The sequence below is a fragment of the Polaromonas sp. AER18D-145 genome, from assembly GCF_002379095.1.
Lineage (GTDB): Bacteria > Pseudomonadota > Gammaproteobacteria > Burkholderiales > Burkholderiaceae_C > Polaromonas.
In genome coordinates, this window is record NZ_NBZV01000014.1 from 73752 (window position 1) to 91079 (window position 17328).

The following is a 17328-nucleotide window of genomic DNA, read 5'->3' on the forward strand; positions in this document are numbered from 1 at the left end:
AGGTCTTATTTGTCGTCCATCGAGGACTCGGGACGTTCGAGAACGGAATAGCCGCGCCGGTGGTGGAACAGCGCAATCTGGACGGAGCGGAAGGCCATGGCGGCAAAGCCCAGCAGGCAAATGCCGTAAACCCAGTTCATGGGCAGATCGACCATGGTCATGCGCGAATTGCTGCCCAGCTTGAGCATCATCATCACGGTCAGCACGGCGGCGGTGGCGAAGAAACCCACGCGCAGCACATCGACGGCGGTTGCCATGGCGCGTGCCATCGCCCTGGGCATGAACTTGTAGAAGAAGTCCACCTGGATGTGGTTGTTCTTGACGACACCTATGGTTGCGCCGGTGAAGACCACGGCGATCAGCAGGTAACGTGCGATCTCCTCGGTCCAGGCCGCCGAGTCGTTGAGCACATAGCGGGTAAAAAACTGGTAGAACACCGTGACACCCAGGATCCAGAAGAAGCCCAGCGCCACCCAGGCTTCCAGTTTGGTGCCGGAAAGGTCCACCGCTTCGTCCTGCGCGTGGAACTGTCCGTCCGCCCCCATCACGGGGGCCATGTCGTCAATGGTTTCCATGTCGGTGTTGCCTTTTGTCGCTTGTCTTTTGAGAAGAAAAATGCCGGTTGCGGTCGGTATCGGCAACACGAGCTGTCCGATCCGGCGAGGGGTCCCGGCCCGGGACCCCTCGCGGGCGATCACTTGAGGGCGATGATGCGGTCCCAGTCCTTCTTGTCGAGCTTCATGGATTCGAAGGTGATGGCCTTGAGCACGCGCTGCTGGAAGTCGGCGCGGTCAACCGTCACCACGTTGTTGCCCTTTTTCTTGAACTCTTCCACCAGCTCGCCTTCACGCTTGCGGATGTCGTTGGTGGCCTTTTCGGCGGCTTCCTGTGTGACGTCGGCGAGCAGCTTTTGCTCGGCCGGCGACAGCCTGGCCATGGTGCCGGGCGAAATCACCGTGAGCAGCGCGTCGGAGATGTGGCCGGTCAGGATGATGTTCTTCTGCACTTCATAGAACTTCTTGGCTTCGATGGTCGGTAGCGGATTTTCCTGCGCATCCACGGTGCCGTTCTGCAGCGCCAGGTAGACCTCGGCGAAGGCGATGGGTGTCGGGTTGGCGCCGCAGGCGCGCGGCAGCGCGGTGTAGGCCGGCGAATCGGGCACCCGCATCTTCAGGCCCTTCATCTGGTCGCAGTTGGTGAACAGCTTGTTGCTGGTGGCATGGCGCGCGCCATAGTAGGTCAGCGCGGTCACCGTGTTGCCGGTGGCCTTTTTGTAGCCCTCGGTCAGTTCCTTGAAGACATCGCTCTTGCCGTACTTGACCACATGGTCTGCGTCGCGGAAGGTGAACGGGTAGTAACTGACGGCCAGGCGCGGAAAGGAGTTGGACGCGAAGGATGCGCCGGTCAGGATGATGTCCACCGTGCCGAGTTGCAGGCCCTGGTTGATGTCGCTTTCCTTGCCCAGGCTGGAAGCCGGGAAGACCTGGATCTCGTACTTGCCGTTGGTGCGTTTCTTGAACTCGTCGGCCGCCCAGACCGACCACTTGTGGTAGGGCTCGGACGTTTCATAGACGTGCGCCCATTTCAGTTTGGTCTGCGCATTGGCAATGCCAAATGTGCCCAGGGTGCCCGCCATAATTGCGCAGCATGCTATTGTTTTAAGAGCAAATCGTTTCGTCATGTTGTCTCCTCGGTTAAAAGAATGGGTGGAAAAGGTGAACTGCCGGGCGCTTCCTTCAGCTTGTCTTCGCGCGGCGCCAGCTCGCGCTGAATCGGGAATGGGACTTGTCCATGTGGGCATGCATCGCCGTGCGGGCGGCGGGGCCGTCGTGTGCGCAGATGGCAGCCAGGATCGCTTCGTGTTCGGCAATCGCCGATTGCCATGATTTCATCGTCTCGAAGTAGCCGGTCAGGCGCGTGAACAGCGGGCCGCGGCGGGAGTCCCAGAAACTCTGCACGGTTTCGATCAGCACCACGTTGCCGCAAGCCTCGACAATCGCGCTGTGGAAGGCCCGGTCGCCGTCCAGCGGCAACACGCCGCGGTTGGCGTCGGTGACCATGGCGTCAATGGCGGCGCGCATGGCGTCAATGTCCTTGCGCCTGGCCTGGAGAGCGGCCATCGAGGCGACCTCCCCCTCCACCACGCGGCGCGCGCGTATCAATTCCAGGGGCCCCCATTCGGTCAGTGCCACCTGCGGCCCCTTGGACCGGCTGGCCCGCACCGACCGGTCCAGCACATACACGCCGGAGCCGGTTCGCACCTCGACCCAGCCTTCGACTTCCATGGCGATGAGGGCTTCCCGCACCGACGGCCGGCTCACACCAAGCTGTTTGGCCAGGTCGCGTTCTGCCGGCAGGCGTGTGCCGGCCGCAAATTCCCCCTTGCTGATCAGCGAGCGCAGCTGCTCGGCGATCTGGCGGTAAAGGCGTTGCGGTTCGACGGTTTGCAGCGGCATTTTTTCAGTGCGCGAAGGAATTAAGGGTTAGCCAGAAGTGGACAAGTGGTCAGACCAATTGATAATCCCATGATTCCAGTCCTTCCGGCCATCCGGCTAAACCCTGTAATGATTTTTCTCTGCGTTCGCCCATGACTGCACCTGTCACGATTAAATCCATCCGCTTGCGGCAGGTCAACCTGCCGCCCAAAGTCGTGCGCACCGACGCCATCCAGTCCTTTGTGACGCAGGAGACCCTGCTGCTCACCCTGTGCTGCAGCGACGGCGTGGAGGGCACCGGTTATGCCTACACCATAGGCACCGGCGGCTCGTCGGTCATGGCCTTGCTGCATGACCATCTGGCGCCGCGTCTGCTGGGCCGCAATCCGCTGCATGTCGAGGCGATCTGGAAAGACCTGTTTTTTCACACCCATGCCACCGCTGTGGGGGCCATCACCAGCCTGGCGCTGGCCTGTGTGGACACCGCCTTGTGGGACTGGCGCGCGCGCCGCCAGGACTTGCCCCTGTGGCAGTTGCTCGGTGGCGCGCAATCACGCGTCCCGGTGTACACGACCGAGGGCGGCTGGCTGCACCTGGGTGCCGACGAACTGGTGGCGCAGACGCTGGCAGCCCAGGCCCAGGGGTTTCGGGGCGCGAAGATCAAGGTGGGCAGGCCGCATGTCAGCGAAGACGTGGCGCGGCTGTCCGCCGTGCGTGAGGCCGTCGGCCCGGGCTTCGACATCATGGTCGACGCGAACCAGGGCTTCAACCGCCCGGAAGCCTTGCGCCGTGCGGCTGCCTTTGCAGGGCTGGATCTCGCCTGGCTGGAGGAGCCCATGGCGGCAGAAGATGTGTCGGGCCACAGGCAACTGCGTGCCCAGACGGCCATCCCGGTTGCCGTGGGTGAGTCGCTGTACCACCTGAGCCAGTTTCGCGAATACCTGGAACAGGGCGCCTGCAGCATTGTCCAGCCCGACGTGGCGCGTATTGGCGGCATCACGCCATGGATCAAGGTGGCCCATCTGGCCGAAGGTTTCGGCGTGCCCGTGTGTCCGCATTTCCTGATGGAGCTGCATGTGAGCCTGTGCGCCGCGGTTCCCAATGCGGCGTGGGTTGAATACATCCCGCAGCTCGACGACATCACGACCAGCCGCATCCGGGTCGAGGGCGGTTATGCCTGGCCGTCGGATACGCCGGGCCTGGGCATTGCGTGGGACTGGCCTGTCATCGAAAAACGGCAGCTTGCCGACACCATCCTGAATCAATAAATTAACCAAGGAAAAGGCATGAGACTTCAAGGGAAAACCGCACTGATCACGGCCGCAGGCCAGGGCATAGGCAAGGCCAGCGCGCTGGCCATGGCGGCAGAAGGCGCGCAGGTCTGGGCGACCGACGTCAACGCGAAGCTGCTGGACAGTTATGCGGGCATGCCCAATATCCGGACCATGGCGCTGGACGTGCTCGACAAGGCGGCCATCCAGAAGGCGATCGCCGGGCTGCCCGCGCTCGATGTGCTGTTCAACTGCGCGGGTTTTGTGCACGCCGGCACCGTCCTGCAGGCTACCGACGATGAGTGGGAATTCGCTTTCAACCTCAATGTGCGTTCGCAGTTCTGGACCATCCAGGCCGCCTTGCCGCGCATGCTCGCGAACAACGGCGGCAAGGGCAGCGGCAGCATCATCAACATGGCCAGTGTCGTCAGCATCAAGGGCCTGCCCAACCGTTTTGTGTATGGCGCGTCCAAGGCGGCGGTGATCGGCCTGACCAAAAGTGTGGCGGCCGACTTTGTGATGCAGGGCATACGCTGCAACTGCATCTGCCCCGGCACCGTCGATACGCCCTCGCTGCAGGACCGCATCAATGTGTTTGAAGATCCGGCGGAAGCGCGCAGGAATTTCATTGCGCGCCAGCCCATGGGTCGGCTTGCCCAGGCTCACGAGATTGCTCCCGTCGTGACCTTTCTGGCCAGCGACGAAGCGGCGTTTGTCACCGGCCAGCACTACAACATCGACGGCGGCATGACGATATGAACCAGCTCGACTTCCAGGGCCGGCACGCGGTGGTCACCGGTGGCGCCACCGGCCTGGGCTACGCCATTGCGCAGCGGCTGATCCAGTCCGGTGGCAGTGTCACGCTGTGGGACCGTGACGAAACGGCGGCAAAGCAGGCGGTGGCCGCGCTGGGTCCGCGGGCCTCGGCGGTGGCGGTGGACGTGTCGCAGCATGCCTCGGTAAGCGCCGCGGTCCAGGCGACATTGCGCTTGGCCCCGAAGGTCGATGCGCTGGTCAACAGCGCCGGCGTGACCGGCCCCAACGTCAAGCTCTGGGACTACCCGGTCGACGCGTGGGAGCAGGTGATGGCCGTCAACCTCAACGGCCTGTTCCTGTGCTGCCGCGAATGGGCGCCGCACCTGCGCGCCAACAACTACGGCCGCATCGTCAACATCGCCTCGGTGGCCGGCAAGGACGGCAACCCGAATGCCAGCGCCTACAGTGCCAGCAAGGCGGCGGTGATTGCGCTGACCAAGTCGCTGGGCAAGGAGCTCGCCGACACGGGCGTGCGTGTCAACTGTGTCACGCCGGCCGCCGTGAAGACCGCCATTTTTGACCAGATGTCGCCGGAGCACATTGCCTTCATGCTGTCGAAAATACCGATGGGCCGCTTCGGCACGCCTGACGAGGTGGCGGCCATGGTCGGCTGGCTGTGCACCGAAGATTGCTCATTCTCGACCGGCGCGGTGTTCGATCTGTCGGGCGGCCGCTCCACCTACTGATGGGGACATCCATCAATCCGATTCTCGGGCGCATTGCAGCGTTGCGCGGTGCTCGGAATCCTCATGCACCCAAGTGCATTCCGGTTCCTGCGCTCCGTGCGCCTCGCCCTGCATCCCGATAATCGAATTGCTGGACGCCCCATTTCCCCCTCTTTTTAAAAGGAAAAACCATGAAACTCGTTCGTTACGGCAACCCCGGCAAGGAAAAACCTGGTCTCATCGATGCCGAGGGCAAACTGCGCGACCTGAGCGGCGTGATCAAGGACATCGGCCCCGAGCAGCTCGGTGATGCCGCACTGGCCAAACTGCGCAAGCTCAAGGCGGCGAACCTGCCGCTCGTCAAGGGCAAGCCGCGTCTGGGCAGTCCGGTCGCCGGTGTCGGCAAGTTCATCGCCATCGGCCTGAACTATGCCGACCATGCGGCCGAGTCGGGCCTGCCGATTCCGAAAGAGCCTATCGTTTTCATGAAGGCCACCACCTGCATCCAGGGGGCCAACGACCCGGTCATGTTGCCCAAGGGTTCGGTCAAGTCCGACTGGGAGGTCGAACTCGGCGTGGTGATCGGCACCCGCGCGCGGTATGTCTCGCAGAAGGATGCGCTCAATTTTGTGGCCGGCTACTGCACCATCAACGACGTCAGTGAGCGCGAGTACCAGATCGAGCGCGGCGGCACCTGGGACAAGGGCAAGGGCTGCGACACCTTCGGTCCGATCGGCCCCTGGCTGGTCACGCGCGATGATGTGCCGAACCCGCAAAAGCTGGCAATGTGGCTGGACCTCAACGGCCAGCGGGCGCAGACCGGCAGCACGAAAACCATGATTTTCAGCGTGGCCAAAATCATCAGTTATGTCAGCCAGTTCATGACGCTGATGCCCGGCGACGTGATCACCACCGGCACCCCGCCCGGCGTGGGCATGGGCATGAAGCCGCCCTTGTTCCTGAAAAAGGGCGACGTCATGACCCTGGGCATTGAAGGCCTGGGTGAGCAGCGCCAGGTGGTGGTTCCGTTCAAGTTGTGACACCGGTTCGGGCGCGGGCAGCCCCGGGCTCCTGAGCGCGCGGGTCCGGCGTTTTGTGACCCCGCGGGCTACACTCGAATCCATGAGTGCCCACCCCCCGCTTGCTTTTTTGGCTGGAGATACCGGTGTTGCCCGGCTGATGCGCGAGCAGGACTGGGCGGGTTCCTCCCTGGGCGCGCCCGGGCTGTGGCCGCAGTCCTTGTGCTCGGTGGTCAACCTCATGCTGGGCTCGGCCTTTCCGATGTTTGTGGCCTGGGGGCCAACCCTGTCCCTGCTCTACAACGATGCCTATGCCGAGGTTCTGGGCGCCAAGCATCCGCAGGCGCTGGGCCGGCCCTTTTACGAGGCCTGGCATGACATTCGAGCCGACATTGAGCCGCTGGTGCAGCGTGCGCTGGGCGGAGAAGCTTTTTTTGTCGAAAACCTGCCGCTTCGCATGCGCCGCCATGGCTACGATGAAGACACTTGGTTCACCTTTTCCTATTCGCCCGTGCGCAACGAAGCCGGCGCCATTGCCGGCCTGTATTGCGCCTGCACCGAAACCACGGCCATGGTGCTGGCCGAACGGCATCAGCGCGCCGAGCAGGAGCGACTGCAGACGCTGTTCAGCCAGGCGCCCGGCTTTGTCGCGGTGACGCGCGGACCGGACCATGTCTTCGAGATCGCCAACCACGCCTACCTGCAGATGACGGGCTTTCGTGATGTCATCGGAAAACCGGTGGCCGAGGCGCTGCCCGAAGTGGTGGAGCAGGGTTTTGTGGCATTGCTCGACAAGGTGTTTGCCACCGGCGAGCCGTATGTCGGCCGCTCGGTGCGGTTGATGCTCAACAGCGAACCTGATGCGCCACTCACGGAGGCCTACCTCGATTTTGTCTACCAGCCGCGTAGGGGGCCGAGCGGGCAGATCGAGGGTGTTTTTGTGCATGGCCATGACGTGACCGAGCTGCAGCGCGCGCAGGAGGCCCTGCTGGTGTTTTCCAACAGCATTCCCGCGATGGCCTGGGTGGCCGATGCCGACGGTGGCCTGGAGCGTTTCAATTCCCAGTGGTCGGTCTACACCGGTCAGGGCACCGATGCCGCACTGGGCCACGGCTGGACAAGTGCGCTCCACCCCGAGGACCGCGACGCGCCGGGGCAGGCCTTTGCGGCCGCGCGTGAACAGGGCACCGAATGGCAGGTCGAGTACCGGTTGCGCCGCCATGACGGGGTCTACCGCTGGTTTCTGACCCGGGCGGTACCGCAGCTTGATGCCTCCGGCCGCGTGCTGCGCTGGTTCGGTACCACCACCGACATCGAGGACGCGAAAAAAAACCACCAGGCGCTGCGCGCTGCGGACCGTCAGAAGGACGAGTTTCTGGCAACGCTGGCGCACGAACTGCGCAACCCGCTGGCGCCGATTCGCGCCGCCGTCCAGTTGCTCGGCTCACCTGCCTCCCAGCCGGCGGTGCGGGAGCATGCCGTGGCTGTGATTGGGCGCCAGGTGGGCCATATGGCCCGCCTGCTGGACGATCTGATTGATGTCGCCCGCATCACCCAGCGCAGGGTGGTCCTGAAGAAGGTGCCCCTGGCTGTCGATGATCTGGTGGAGTCCGTCCTGGAAACCGTGCGTCCCCTGGCGCAGGCCAAGTGGCACACGCTGGTGGCCACGATCGGAGGCGACGGCCTGCAGCTGGTGGCCGATCCGCTCAGGCTGGCGCAGGTGTTGTCCAACCTGCTGAACAACGCCGTGAAATACACCGACGAAGGTGGACAGATCGGGTTCGACGTGCAGGTTGAGGGCGACTGGCTGGGCTTCACGGTGACGGACAGCGGCATTGGCCTGAGTCAGGCGGGCATTGAAAACATCTTCACCATGTTTGCGCAGGAACAGTCGGCGCTGGACCGCTCGGAAGGTGGTCTGGGCATCGGGCTGGCGCTGGCCAAGGGGCTGGTGGAACTGCACGGCGGCACGGTGTTGGCGTTCAGCGAAGGCGCGGGCCGCGGCAGCCGCTTTGTCGTCAAGCTGCCGTATTCCGCTGACAGGCAACCGGTCCTCGTCAGCCCTGCTGTGGCCTTGCCGGCCCTGCGCCAGCCGCAGGTCCGGACCGTGCTGCTCGCCGACGACAACCGCGATGCGGTCCATGTGCTGGCCGAACTGCTTCGCATGGACGGCTACCTGGTGCACACGGCCAACGACGGACTGGAGGCGGCCGACCTGGCGAAGCGTTTGCGGCCTGATGTGCTGGTACTCGATATCGGGATGCCCGGCCTCAATGGTTATGAAGTCGCGCGGCTGGTGCGCGCCCAGCCCTGGGGCAACCGACCGCTGCTGATTGCAGCGACCGGATGGGGCCAGGCGGATGACCAGCAGAAGGCCCTGGCAGCGGGTTTCAACCGGCACCTGACCAAGCCCTTCGATCCACAGCAGCTTTCTGACTGGATTGCGGAATTCCCGGTTTCGGAGGCCGAGGTTATCAAGGGTTTACCCTGAGTTAACCTAGGTCGTCGCCTCTATAAATCGGAGTTTCCGGGGCGTCGCGCTTGACGGCATGGGTTTTGCGGCAAAATAGAACGGTCGTTCTTTTTTGTCTGATTTTCATGTCTGTTACCGAACTTCCTGTCAAGACAGCCCGCCCGGGTCCCCGGGAAAGTGGCCGCGCCGCGCATGCCGGCATGCAAAAAGGCCAGCAGACCAAGGCGGCCATCGTGGATGCCGCCCTCGGACTGGCCACGCAAATCGGCCTGGAAGGCCTGAGCATTGGCGCCCTGGCCGAAGTCATGCACATGAGCAAGTCGGGCGTGTTTGCCCACTTTGGCTCCCGGGAAGAACTGCAGATCTCGGTCATCCGCGAATATTTCGCGCGTTTTGAAGAAGAGGTTTTTTACCCTGCGCTGAAAGAGCCCACAGGCTTGCCGCGGGTGCAGGCCCTGTTCGGTAACTGGATGAAACGCGTTGCGGTCGAGTTGCAGTCGGGCTGCATCTTTATCAGCGGCGCCGTTGAATTTGACGACCGGCCCGGCCCGGTGCGCGACGCGCTGGCCACCTCGGTGCAGACCTGGCTGGCGGCCATGTACCGCGCGGTGGTGCTGGCCAAGGAGGCCGGCCATCTGCGTGCGGACGCCGATGAGCGCCAGATTGCCTTCGAGATCCACGGCCTGATCCTGGCCTTGCATTACGAAGCCCGCTTCCTCAAGACGCCTGGTTCCATCGACCGGACATTGCGCGCTTTCCAGAGCATCTTGGCGCGTTACGGCAGCGACGCTGCCGGCGCGCTGGCGCCACCCATCACCTCTGCATCACTGACGGGCAGCGGCACTCTGCCGGTGCCTGACTCTTCCGCTTCTTCCGCCTCTTCCGTTTAATCCCTTCCCATCAAAGGACCTTTCCATGCCTCAATACAACCCGCCACTGCGCGACATGCAGTTCGTCATGCACGAAGTGCTCAAGGTCACCGACGAGTTCAAGGCCCTGCCGAAACACGCCGATGTGGACGCGGACACCATCAATGCCGTGCTCGAAGAGGCTGGCAAATTTGCGGCTGAAGTGACCTTCCCGCTGAACATCAGCGGTGACACGGAAGGCTGCAAACTCGACCAGACCACGCACGAGGTGACGCCGCCCAAGGGTTTCAAGGAAGCCTATGCCAAGTACGTCGAAGGCGGCTGGGCGGCCCTGTCCTGCGACCCCGAATACGGCGGCCAGGGCCTGCCGTTTGTCGTGAACCAGTGCGTCTACGAAATGCTGAACTCCGCCAACCAGGCCTGGACCATGTACCCCGGCCTGTCGCACGGCGCCTACGAGGCGCTGCATGCCCACGGCACGGACGCGCAGAAAAAGCTCTACTTGCCAAAATTGGTCAGCGGCGAGTGGACCGGCACCATGTGCCTGACCGAGCCGCATTGCGGCACCGACCTGGGCCTGCTGCGCACGAAAGCCGAGCCACAGGCGGACGGCACCTACAAACTCACCGGCAACAAGATTTTCATCAGCGCCGGTGAACACGACATGACCGAAAACATCCTGCACCTGGTGCTGGCCCGCCTGCCCGATGCACCGCAGGGCAGCAAGGGCATCAGCCTGTTCCTGGTGCCGAAATTCAATGTCGGGGAAGACGGCGCCATCGGCTCGCGCAACGGCATTTACTGCGGCAGCCTGGAGCACAAGATGGGCATCCACGGCAACGCCACCGCGCAAATCGTGCTCGAGGGCGCCGTCGGCACCATGGTGGGCGCGCCCAACAAGGGCCTGGCTGCCATGTTCGTGATGATGAACGCCGCCCGCCTGGGCGTCGGCAACCAGTCGCTGGGCCTGACCGAAGTGGCCTACCAGAACGCGCTGGCCTACGCCAAGGACCGCATCCAGATGCGTTCGCTGTCGGGCGTGAAGGCCAAGGACTTGGCTGCAGACCCCATCATCGTGCACCCCGATGTGCGCAAGATGCTGCTGACCGCCAAGGCCTATGCCGAGGGCGGCCGTGCGCTGGCGATTTACTGCACGATGCTGCTCGACAAGGAACTGCACCACCCCGACGAAAAGGTCCGCAAGGACTCCGGCGAGATCGTCGCGCTGCTCACGCCCATCGTGAAGGCCTTCCTGACCGACAACGGCCACATCTCCACCAACGCCTGCATGCAGGTTTTCGGCGGCCACGGCTTCATCAAGGAATGGGGCATGGAGCAGTTCGTGCGCGACAACCGCATCAACATGATTTACGAAGGCACCAACACCATCCAGTCGCTGGACCTGCTGGGCCGCAAGGTGCTCGGCAACAACGGCGCCACGCTGAAGAAATTCGGCAAGATCATTGGCGCGCTGATTGCCGAGGAAGGCGTCAACGAGAAGATGGCCGAGTTCATCAACCCGCTGGCCTACCTGGCCGACCAGATGACCAAGTTCACGACCGAGTTGGGCTTCAAGGGGTTCCAAAACCCCGACGAAGTGGGCGCCGCGGCGGTGGACTACCTGCGCGTGGCCGGCCACCTGGTGTTTGGTTACTTCTGGGCGCGCATGGCGCAAACCGCGCTGCGCGAAATCGCCGCCGGCAATGCCGACCCCTTCTATCTGGCCAAGGTGCAGACGGCGCGTTTTTACTTCGCGAAACTGTTCCCCGAGACCGCGACGCTGATGCGCACCGCGCGCAGCGGCAGCAGGGCGTTGATGGACACGGATGCTGCGCTGGCCTGACCGGCGAGCGTTTGTTTTTCATGCTTTTTAGCCCTGGAGCCCTTATGTACCGCGCGCTGATAGCTATTGTTTTGGGAGCATCGGCCGTCCCGGCCCTGGCCCAGATGACGCCGGTCGGCCTGTGGCGCAATGTGGACGACAAGACCGGGGAGGCCAAGGCCGAGATCCGGATTGTCGAGAGCGCCGGTGTGCTCAGCGGCAGGATCGCCACGCGCCTGGGCAAGGACGTCAAGCCCGACGACGTCTGCGACCCCTGCAGCGATGACCGCAAGGACAAGCCGATTCTCGGCCTGGAGATCATCCGCGGCGCCAAAAAGGCCGAAGGCAAGGAAGTGTGGGAGGGCGGCAAGATACTGGACCCCGAAAACGGCCGCAACTACACGCTGCGCCTGACGCCTGCCGAAGGCGGCAAAAAGCTTGAAGTCCGCGGCTCGTTCGGTCCCTTCGGCCGCACCCAGACCTGGGTCCGTATTCCGTAACCATCAAAATCCGTTCTCCCTGAGCCTGTCGAAGGGGCGTTACGAAATCGCCCATGGCTTCGACCAGCTCAGCCCGAACGGAATAGAAAAGAAAGAGAAACCATGTCCCGCTTTCAAGTCAAAAAAGTCGCCGTGCTCGGTGCCGGCGTGATGGGCGCGCAAATCGCCGCCCATCTGGTCAACCTCAAGGTGCCGGTGGTGCTGTTTGACCTGCCCGATAACGGCGCCCCCACGCTACCCGCCTCGCGTGGTTCGCTGCCCCCCGAGGGGGCCGCTTCCACCTTGGGGCGGCCCGGCGGCGGAACAGGCCCGAAAAACGGCATCGTCAGCCGCGCGATCGAAGGCCTGAAAAAGCTCAAGCCCGCACCGCTGGGCGTGCCCGAAGACGCGGCCCTGATCCAGCAGGCCAACTACGAGGAACACATGGAGGTTCTGAAGGAGTGCGACCTGATCATCGAGGCGATTGCCGAACGCATGGACTGGAAGACCGACCTGTACCACAAGATCGCGCCTTTCATCGGTGAAGGCGCCATCGTCGCGAGCAACACCTCGGGCCTGTCGATCACGAAATTGAGCGAAGCCCTGCCCGAGTCCATCAAGCCGCGTTTTTGCGGGATCCACTTCTTCAACCCGCCGCGCTACATGACGCTGGTCGAGCTGATCAACACCCCGACCACCGACCCCCGGGTGCTCGACGACCTCGAAGCCTTTGTGACCAGTGGCCTCGGCAAGGGTGTGATCCGCGCCCATGACACGCCCAATTTTGTGGCCAACCGCGTCGGCATCGCCGGCATGCTGGCGACGATGAAGGAGGTCGAGAACTTCGGCCTGACCTACGACGTGGTCGATGACCTGACCGGCAAGAAGCTGGGCCGCGCCAGCAGCGGCACCTTCCGCACCGCCGACGTGGTGGGCCTGGACACCATGGCTCACGTCATCAAGACCCTGCAGGACAACCTGGACGAAAAGAGCGACCCGTTCTACGCCAGCTTCGGCACGCCCGAGGTGCTGAAAAAACTGCTGGAACTGGGCAACCTGGGGCAGAAGTCCAAGGCCGGGTTCTACAAGAAGGTGGGGCGCGACGTGCTGCGCTTCGAGCTGGACAGCGAAGAGTACGTGCCCGGCGGCCAGAAGGCAGACGAGGTGTATACCCGCATGCTCAAGAGGCCGGCAGCCGAGCGCCTGCGCCTGCTGCGCAACGCCGAAGGACCGCAGGGCCAGTTCCTCTGGGCCATCCTGCGCAACAGCTTTCATTACGCCGCCGTGCATCTCGCGAGCATTGCCGACAACGCGCGCGACGTGGACCAGGCCATGCGCTGGGGCTTTGGCATGAAACAGGGCCCGTTCGAGCTGTGGCAGGAAGCTGGCTGGCTGGCCGTCGCGACGATGATTCAGGAAGACATAGCCGCGGGCAAGGCGCTGTGCAAGGCGCCGCTGCCCGAGTGGGTTTTCAAGGGCCCGGTCGCCGAGGCCGGCGGCGTGCACACGGCGCAGGGCTCCTGGAGCGCGTCGGCCGGCAAATTTGTGGCGCGCCGCGCGCTTCCTGTCTACGACCGCCAGCATTTCCCTGAAAAACTGCTGGGCGAGGCCTTGCCCGACTTCATGACCGCCGGCACGACGCTGCACGAAGACGATGCAATCCGCTTGTGGACGCTGGCTGGTGAACAGGGCGATGTGCTGATCGCCAGCATCAAGACCAAGATGCACGCCATCAGCCCCGATGTGGTCGAAGGCCTGGCGATGGGCGTGGATCTCGCCGAGAAAAGTTACAAGGGCCTGGTGATCTGGTCGAACGACGAGATGTTCTCGGCCGGTGCCGACCTGCAGGCCATGCTGCCGGCTTTCATGATGGCCGGTGTCTCGGCTGTGGAAGGCGCCGAGGCCGAGATGCAGCAGGTGATGCTCAAGCTGCGTTATGCGGCGGTTCCCGTGGTGTCGGCCGTTCGCGGCCTGGCACTGGGCGGCGGCTGCGAGCTGGCGGTGTATTCCAGCAAACGGGTGGCCGCGATGGAAAGCTACATCGGCCTGGTCGAGGTCGGTGTTGGCCTGGTGCCCGGTGCCGGCGGCCTGACCTATATTGCACGCCGCGCGGCGGAGAACGCAGCAACCTCCACCAGCAAGGACGTGCTGCCGTTCCTGACCGAAGGTTTCACCGCCGCGGCCATGGCCAAGGTCGGCACCAGCGCCATCGAGAGCCGCAAGATCGGTTATCTGCTCGACAGCGATGTGATCGTTCCCCACAAGGACGAGCTGCTGTATGTCGCCTTGAACGAGGCGCGCGCGCTGTTCAACTCCGGCTACCGCGCACCGCACAAGCGGCCCTTCCCGGTGGTCGGCCGCAGCGGCCTGGCCACCATCAAGGGCCAACTGGTCAACATGCGCGACGGCGGTTTCATCAGCGCGCACGACTTCCACATCGCCAGCCTGATCGCCAACGTGGTCTGCGGCGGCGATGTCGATGCCGGCTCGCTGGTGACCGAAGAGTATCTGATGACGCTGGAGCGCAAGGCCTTCTGTGCGCTGCTGGAACACCCGAAAACGCAGGAGCGGATTATGGGCATGATGAGCACGGGCAAACCTCATCGTAATTGATAAAGCTACTGCGGAGGCATCATGCGTCGTTGCAGCCCAGAACCAATCCTCACGTACAGAAGTACGTTCCGGTTGCTTCCGGGCGCCCGCGCCTAGCCTGATGCCTCCTCGCTACGCTTTCTCAATCACGAACCGCAACTTTATGACCCCACACAACAACCCCAATCGCCTCGAACGCCAGCTGGACCGGCTGTCCGACGTGCCGGCTTTTGCACGCACCTGGTGCCGTGGCCTGGTGATGCACCGCGCCGTGCCTTTCACGGGCACGGCGGGGCTGGACTTTCTGGAGATGACAACCAGCAGGGTCGAGATCGGCATCAAGAACGAGAAAAAGGTGCAGAACCACATTGGTGGCATCCACGCTTCGGCGATGAACCTGCTGGCGGAAACCGCCACCGGCATGGTGGTCGGCATGAATGTGCGCGATGACTGCACGCCGTTGGCCAAGGAACTGAAGATGGCGTTCAAAAAGCGCGCCACCGGCGCACTGCGCGCCGTGGCCACCTTGAGCGACGAGCAGCGCGCCGCCATGCAGGCCAGCGACAAGGGCGAAGTGACGGTGACCGTCACCGTGACCGACGAAGCCGGTGTGAACCCGGTCGAATGCGAATTTGTCTGGGCCTGGATTCCGTCCGGCACAAGGAAACAAGTGCCGTGATGGCTTCGCAGACATCGGATCTGCCCCACCCCCTCTCCCGCGCGCGGGAGAGGGTTGGGGTGAGGGTGCGTGCACGCGCACTGCGCCAGGACTCAACCGATGCGGAAGCTTTGCTTTGGTCGAGGCTGCGCGCCCGACAACTTGGCAATTTCAAGTTTCGTCGCCAGCACCCCGTCGGTCGCTATTTTGCGGACTTTGTCTGCATTGAAATAGGCTTGGTCATCGAGCTTGATGGGGGCCAGCACGCAGAAGAGGCAGCAGTTCACCACGACCAAAAGCGCAGCGACGACATGGCTGCTCTGGGTTTTCAAACACTTCGATTCTGGAACAACGACGTACTGCTTCAAACAGAAGCGGTGCTGGAAAAAATACTGCAAGTTGCACAAACCCTCACCCCAACCCTCTCCCGCAAGCGGGAGAGGGAGGAAACGGGCGCTACGCGCAGTCACACGGCAGACCTCACCCCGGCCCTCTCCCGCAAGCGGGAGAGGGGGCAAGACAAAGACATCAAAGGAAATACACCATGAGCAAACAAGTCCAGGAAGCCTACATCGTTGCCGCCACGCGCACGCCCATCGGGCGCTCGCACCGGGGGTTCTTCCGCAACACCCGCCCCGATGAGCTGCTGGTGCGTGCGCTGCAGGCCGCGCTCGCGCAGGTGCCCACGCTGGATCCGAAAGCGATCGAGGACCTCATCTGCGGCTGTGCCATTCCCGAAGGCCCGCAGGGCCTGAACATTGCGCGCATTGGTGCGGTGCTGGCCGGCCTGCCGACCAGCGTGGGCGGCATCACCGTCAACCGCTTTTGCGCGTCGGGCCTCTCCGCCATCCAGATGGCGGCGGACCGCATCCGGGTCGGTGAGGCCGATGTGATGATTGCCGCCGGCACCGAAAGCATGAGCATGGTGCCGATGTCGGGCAACTCGCCCTCGCTGTCGCCGGCCATGTTTGCCAACGACGAGAACATCGGCATTGCCTACGGCATGGGCCTGACGGCTGAAAAAGTCGCGCAGCAGTGGAGGGTGTCGCGCGAGGCGCAGGACCAGTTTGCAGTCGAGTCGCACCAGAGGGCGATCAAGGCGCAGCAGGCCGGCGAGTTCACGGCCGAGATCACGCCGGTCGAGGTCACCGACCGTTCGCCGGACCTGGAGAGCGGCGACGTCATCAGCAAAACCCGTACCGTCAGCCTGGACGAAGGCCCGCGCCCCGACACCTCGCTCGAAGGCCTGGCCAAACTCAAGACGGTGTTCGCCGCGCGCGGCTCGGTCACGGCGGGCAACAGCTCGCAGACCTCCGACGGCGCCGGCGCGCTGATCCTGGCCAGCGAAAAGGCGGTGAAGGAACACGGCCTCAAGCCGCTTGCGCGTTTTGTCAGCTACGCGGCCAAGGGCGTGCCACCGCACATCATGGGCATAGGCCCGATCGAGGCGATTCCGGCAGCGCTGCGCTACGCCGGCCTGCAGCAGGACGACATCGACTGGTACGAATTGAACGAAGCGTTTGCCGCGCAGTCGCTGGCGGTCATCAACACGCTGGGGCTGAACGCCGCGAAAGTGAACCCGATGGGCGGCGCGATTGCGCTGGGCCATCCGCTGGGCGCCACCGGTGCGATCCGTGCCGCCACCGTGATTCATGCGCTGCACCGGCACCAGCTGAAGTACGGCATGGTGACGATGTGTGTCGGCATGGGGCAGGGCGCCGCCGGCATCTTCGAACGGGTCTAGGAGCCTGTCGGACTTGGGAATCGTCGGCTGCAAATCGACCGCAGCGGTCCATTTTTCACCGTCTTTTTGTCCCATAGCTGGGCTATGGGCCTGCAAATCCGGCAAAAACTGTCCTCGCCGGGGCCTATTTTCGCTTTCGACGCCCCAAGCCCGACAGGCTCCTAGGGCCTGTTCACCCTGTTTTCAGGAGATGCGTTGTGAGTCAAAAGGGCTGTGAGCAAGGCGCAAAACGCCGCCGGGGCAGTCCCCGGCAAGGCTTTGCAACGCCGCGCACGGCCCTTTTGATCACAACCCGCAGGGAACGGGGTGAAAACAGCGCCACTCGGCGTTGCGCTCCTAGGAGCCTGTCGGGCTTTCCCGTCTTTCGCGAAGCGGGGTATGGCGCAACAATTGCTGGAGTAGACCAAAGGAGTCCTGCCCGATGAGCCGGTTCATATCTGTTGACCGAGACACTGCTTACCTTCTGCCGCCCTCGGTGGACGAAT

15 protein-coding genes are annotated in these 17328 nt (G+C 63.5%); 12 read left to right on the forward strand and 3 right to left on the reverse strand.

From position 1 onward, the window contains the following. Window positions 1-5 precede the first annotated feature (5 nt). The 3 genes from B7G52_RS09500 to B7G52_RS09510 form a co-directional block, all read right to left on the reverse strand. A complete protein-coding gene (locus B7G52_RS09500) occupies window positions 6-575 on the reverse strand; it encodes a TRAP transporter small permease (RefSeq protein ID WP_096697364.1) in 570 nt (189 codons plus the stop codon). A gap of 119 nt (window positions 576-694) precedes the next feature. Beyond that, window positions 695-1681, reverse strand: a complete 987-nt coding sequence (locus tag B7G52_RS09505) for a sialic acid TRAP transporter substrate-binding protein SiaP (protein WP_096697365.1) — start codon at window positions 1679-1681, stop codon at window positions 695-697. 55 nt (window positions 1682-1736) lie between these two features. Beyond that, complete coding sequence (locus B7G52_RS09510) at window positions 1737-2456, reverse strand: FadR/GntR family transcriptional regulator (protein WP_096697366.1); 720 nt, start codon at window positions 2454-2456, stop codon at window positions 1737-1739. A 131-nt stretch (window positions 2457-2587) separates the two neighbouring features. Here B7G52_RS09510 and B7G52_RS09515 point away from each other — a divergent pair, with 131 nt between their 5' ends. The 12 genes from B7G52_RS09515 to B7G52_RS09570 all read left to right on the forward strand — a co-directional run bounded on the left by B7G52_RS09515 (window position 2588) and on the right by B7G52_RS09570 (window position 16843). Continuing rightward, window positions 2588-3703 (forward strand): mandelate racemase/muconate lactonizing enzyme family protein, encoded by a 1116-nt coding sequence (locus B7G52_RS09515; RefSeq protein ID WP_096697367.1) that lies wholly within the window; start codon window positions 2588-2590, stop codon window positions 3701-3703. An 18-nt stretch (window positions 3704-3721) separates the two neighbouring features. Further along, window positions 3722-4465, forward strand: a complete 744-nt coding sequence (locus B7G52_RS09520) for an SDR family oxidoreductase (protein WP_096697368.1) — start codon at window positions 3722-3724, stop codon at window positions 4463-4465. Beyond that, window positions 4462-5208 (forward strand): SDR family NAD(P)-dependent oxidoreductase, encoded by a 747-nt coding sequence (locus B7G52_RS09525; protein WP_096697369.1) that lies wholly within the window; start codon window positions 4462-4464, stop codon window positions 5206-5208. The genes B7G52_RS09520 and B7G52_RS09525 overlap by 4 nt, the downstream gene beginning before the upstream one ends. A gap of 170 nt (window positions 5209-5378) precedes the next feature. Next, window positions 5379-6227 (forward strand): fumarylacetoacetate hydrolase family protein, encoded by an 849-nt coding sequence (locus tag B7G52_RS09530; RefSeq protein WP_096697370.1) that lies wholly within the window; start codon window positions 5379-5381, stop codon window positions 6225-6227. 82 nt (window positions 6228-6309) lie between these two features. Then, window positions 6310-8697, forward strand: coding sequence for a PAS domain-containing protein (locus tag B7G52_RS09535; RefSeq protein ID WP_096697371.1), 2388 nt, complete (start codon window positions 6310-6312; stop codon window positions 8695-8697). Between the two features lie 107 nt (window positions 8698-8804). Next, a complete protein-coding gene (locus tag B7G52_RS09540; protein WP_096697372.1) occupies window positions 8805-9569 on the forward strand; it encodes a TetR/AcrR family transcriptional regulator in 765 nt (254 codons plus the stop codon). A 25-nt stretch (window positions 9570-9594) separates the two neighbouring features. Further along, window positions 9595-11391: an acyl-CoA dehydrogenase C-terminal domain-containing protein gene (locus B7G52_RS09545; RefSeq protein ID WP_096697373.1), complete on the forward strand. Its 1797-nt coding sequence runs from the start codon at window positions 9595-9597 to the stop codon at window positions 11389-11391. A 44-nt stretch (window positions 11392-11435) separates the two neighbouring features. Continuing rightward, window positions 11436-11870 (forward strand): DUF2147 domain-containing protein, encoded by a 435-nt coding sequence (locus B7G52_RS09550; protein WP_096697374.1) that lies wholly within the window; start codon window positions 11436-11438, stop codon window positions 11868-11870. Between the two features lie 102 nt (window positions 11871-11972). Then, window positions 11973-14462: a 3-hydroxyacyl-CoA dehydrogenase/enoyl-CoA hydratase family protein gene (locus B7G52_RS09555; RefSeq protein ID WP_096697375.1), complete on the forward strand. Its 2490-nt coding sequence runs from the start codon at window positions 11973-11975 to the stop codon at window positions 14460-14462. 142 nt (window positions 14463-14604) lie between these two features. Further along, a complete protein-coding gene (locus B7G52_RS09560; RefSeq protein WP_096697376.1) occupies window positions 14605-15120 on the forward strand; it encodes a DUF4442 domain-containing protein in 516 nt (171 codons plus the stop codon). A 65-nt stretch (window positions 15121-15185) separates the two neighbouring features. After that, window positions 15186-15647, forward strand: coding sequence for an endonuclease domain-containing protein (locus B7G52_RS09565; RefSeq protein ID WP_240523380.1), 462 nt, complete (start codon window positions 15186-15188; stop codon window positions 15645-15647). Beyond that, a complete protein-coding gene (locus B7G52_RS09570) occupies window positions 15644-16843 on the forward strand; it encodes an acetyl-CoA C-acyltransferase (RefSeq protein ID WP_096697378.1) in 1200 nt (399 codons plus the stop codon). The genes B7G52_RS09565 and B7G52_RS09570 overlap by 4 nt, the downstream gene beginning before the upstream one ends. Window positions 16844-17328 lie beyond the last annotated feature (485 nt).

Coding starts and splice junctions, on each gene's coding strand:
- B7G52_RS09545 (WP_096697373.1), top strand. CDS start 9,595: ATGCCTCAATACAACCCGCCACTGCGCGACATGCAGTTCGTCATGCAC.
- B7G52_RS09555 (WP_096697375.1), top strand. CDS start 11,973: ATGTCCCGCTTTCAAGTCAAAAAAGTCGCCGTGCTCGGTGCCGGCGTG.
- B7G52_RS09530 (WP_096697370.1), top strand. CDS start 5,379: ATGAAACTCGTTCGTTACGGCAACCCCGGCAAGGAAAAACCTGGTCTC.
- B7G52_RS09540 (WP_096697372.1), top strand. CDS start 8,805: ATGTCTGTTACCGAACTTCCTGTCAAGACAGCCCGCCCGGGTCCCCGG.
- B7G52_RS09500 (WP_096697364.1), bottom strand. CDS start 575: ATGGAAACCATTGACGACATGGCCCCCGTGATGGGGGCGGACGGACAG.
- B7G52_RS09570 (WP_096697378.1), top strand. CDS start 15,644: ATGAGCAAACAAGTCCAGGAAGCCTACATCGTTGCCGCCACGCGCACG.
- B7G52_RS09525 (WP_096697369.1), top strand. CDS start 4,462: ATGAACCAGCTCGACTTCCAGGGCCGGCACGCGGTGGTCACCGGTGGC.
- B7G52_RS09535 (WP_096697371.1), top strand. CDS start 6,310: ATGAGTGCCCACCCCCCGCTTGCTTTTTTGGCTGGAGATACCGGTGTT.
- B7G52_RS09560 (WP_096697376.1), top strand. CDS start 14,605: ATGACCCCACACAACAACCCCAATCGCCTCGAACGCCAGCTGGACCGG.
- B7G52_RS09515 (WP_096697367.1), top strand. CDS start 2,588: ATGACTGCACCTGTCACGATTAAATCCATCCGCTTGCGGCAGGTCAAC.
- B7G52_RS09520 (WP_096697368.1), top strand. CDS start 3,722: ATGAGACTTCAAGGGAAAACCGCACTGATCACGGCCGCAGGCCAGGGC.
- B7G52_RS09505 (WP_096697365.1), bottom strand. CDS start 1,681: ATGACGAAACGATTTGCTCTTAAAACAATAGCATGCTGCGCAATTATG.
- B7G52_RS09550 (WP_096697374.1), top strand. CDS start 11,436: ATGTACCGCGCGCTGATAGCTATTGTTTTGGGAGCATCGGCCGTCCCG.
- B7G52_RS09510 (WP_096697366.1), bottom strand. CDS start 2,456: ATGCCGCTGCAAACCGTCGAACCGCAACGCCTTTACCGCCAGATCGCC.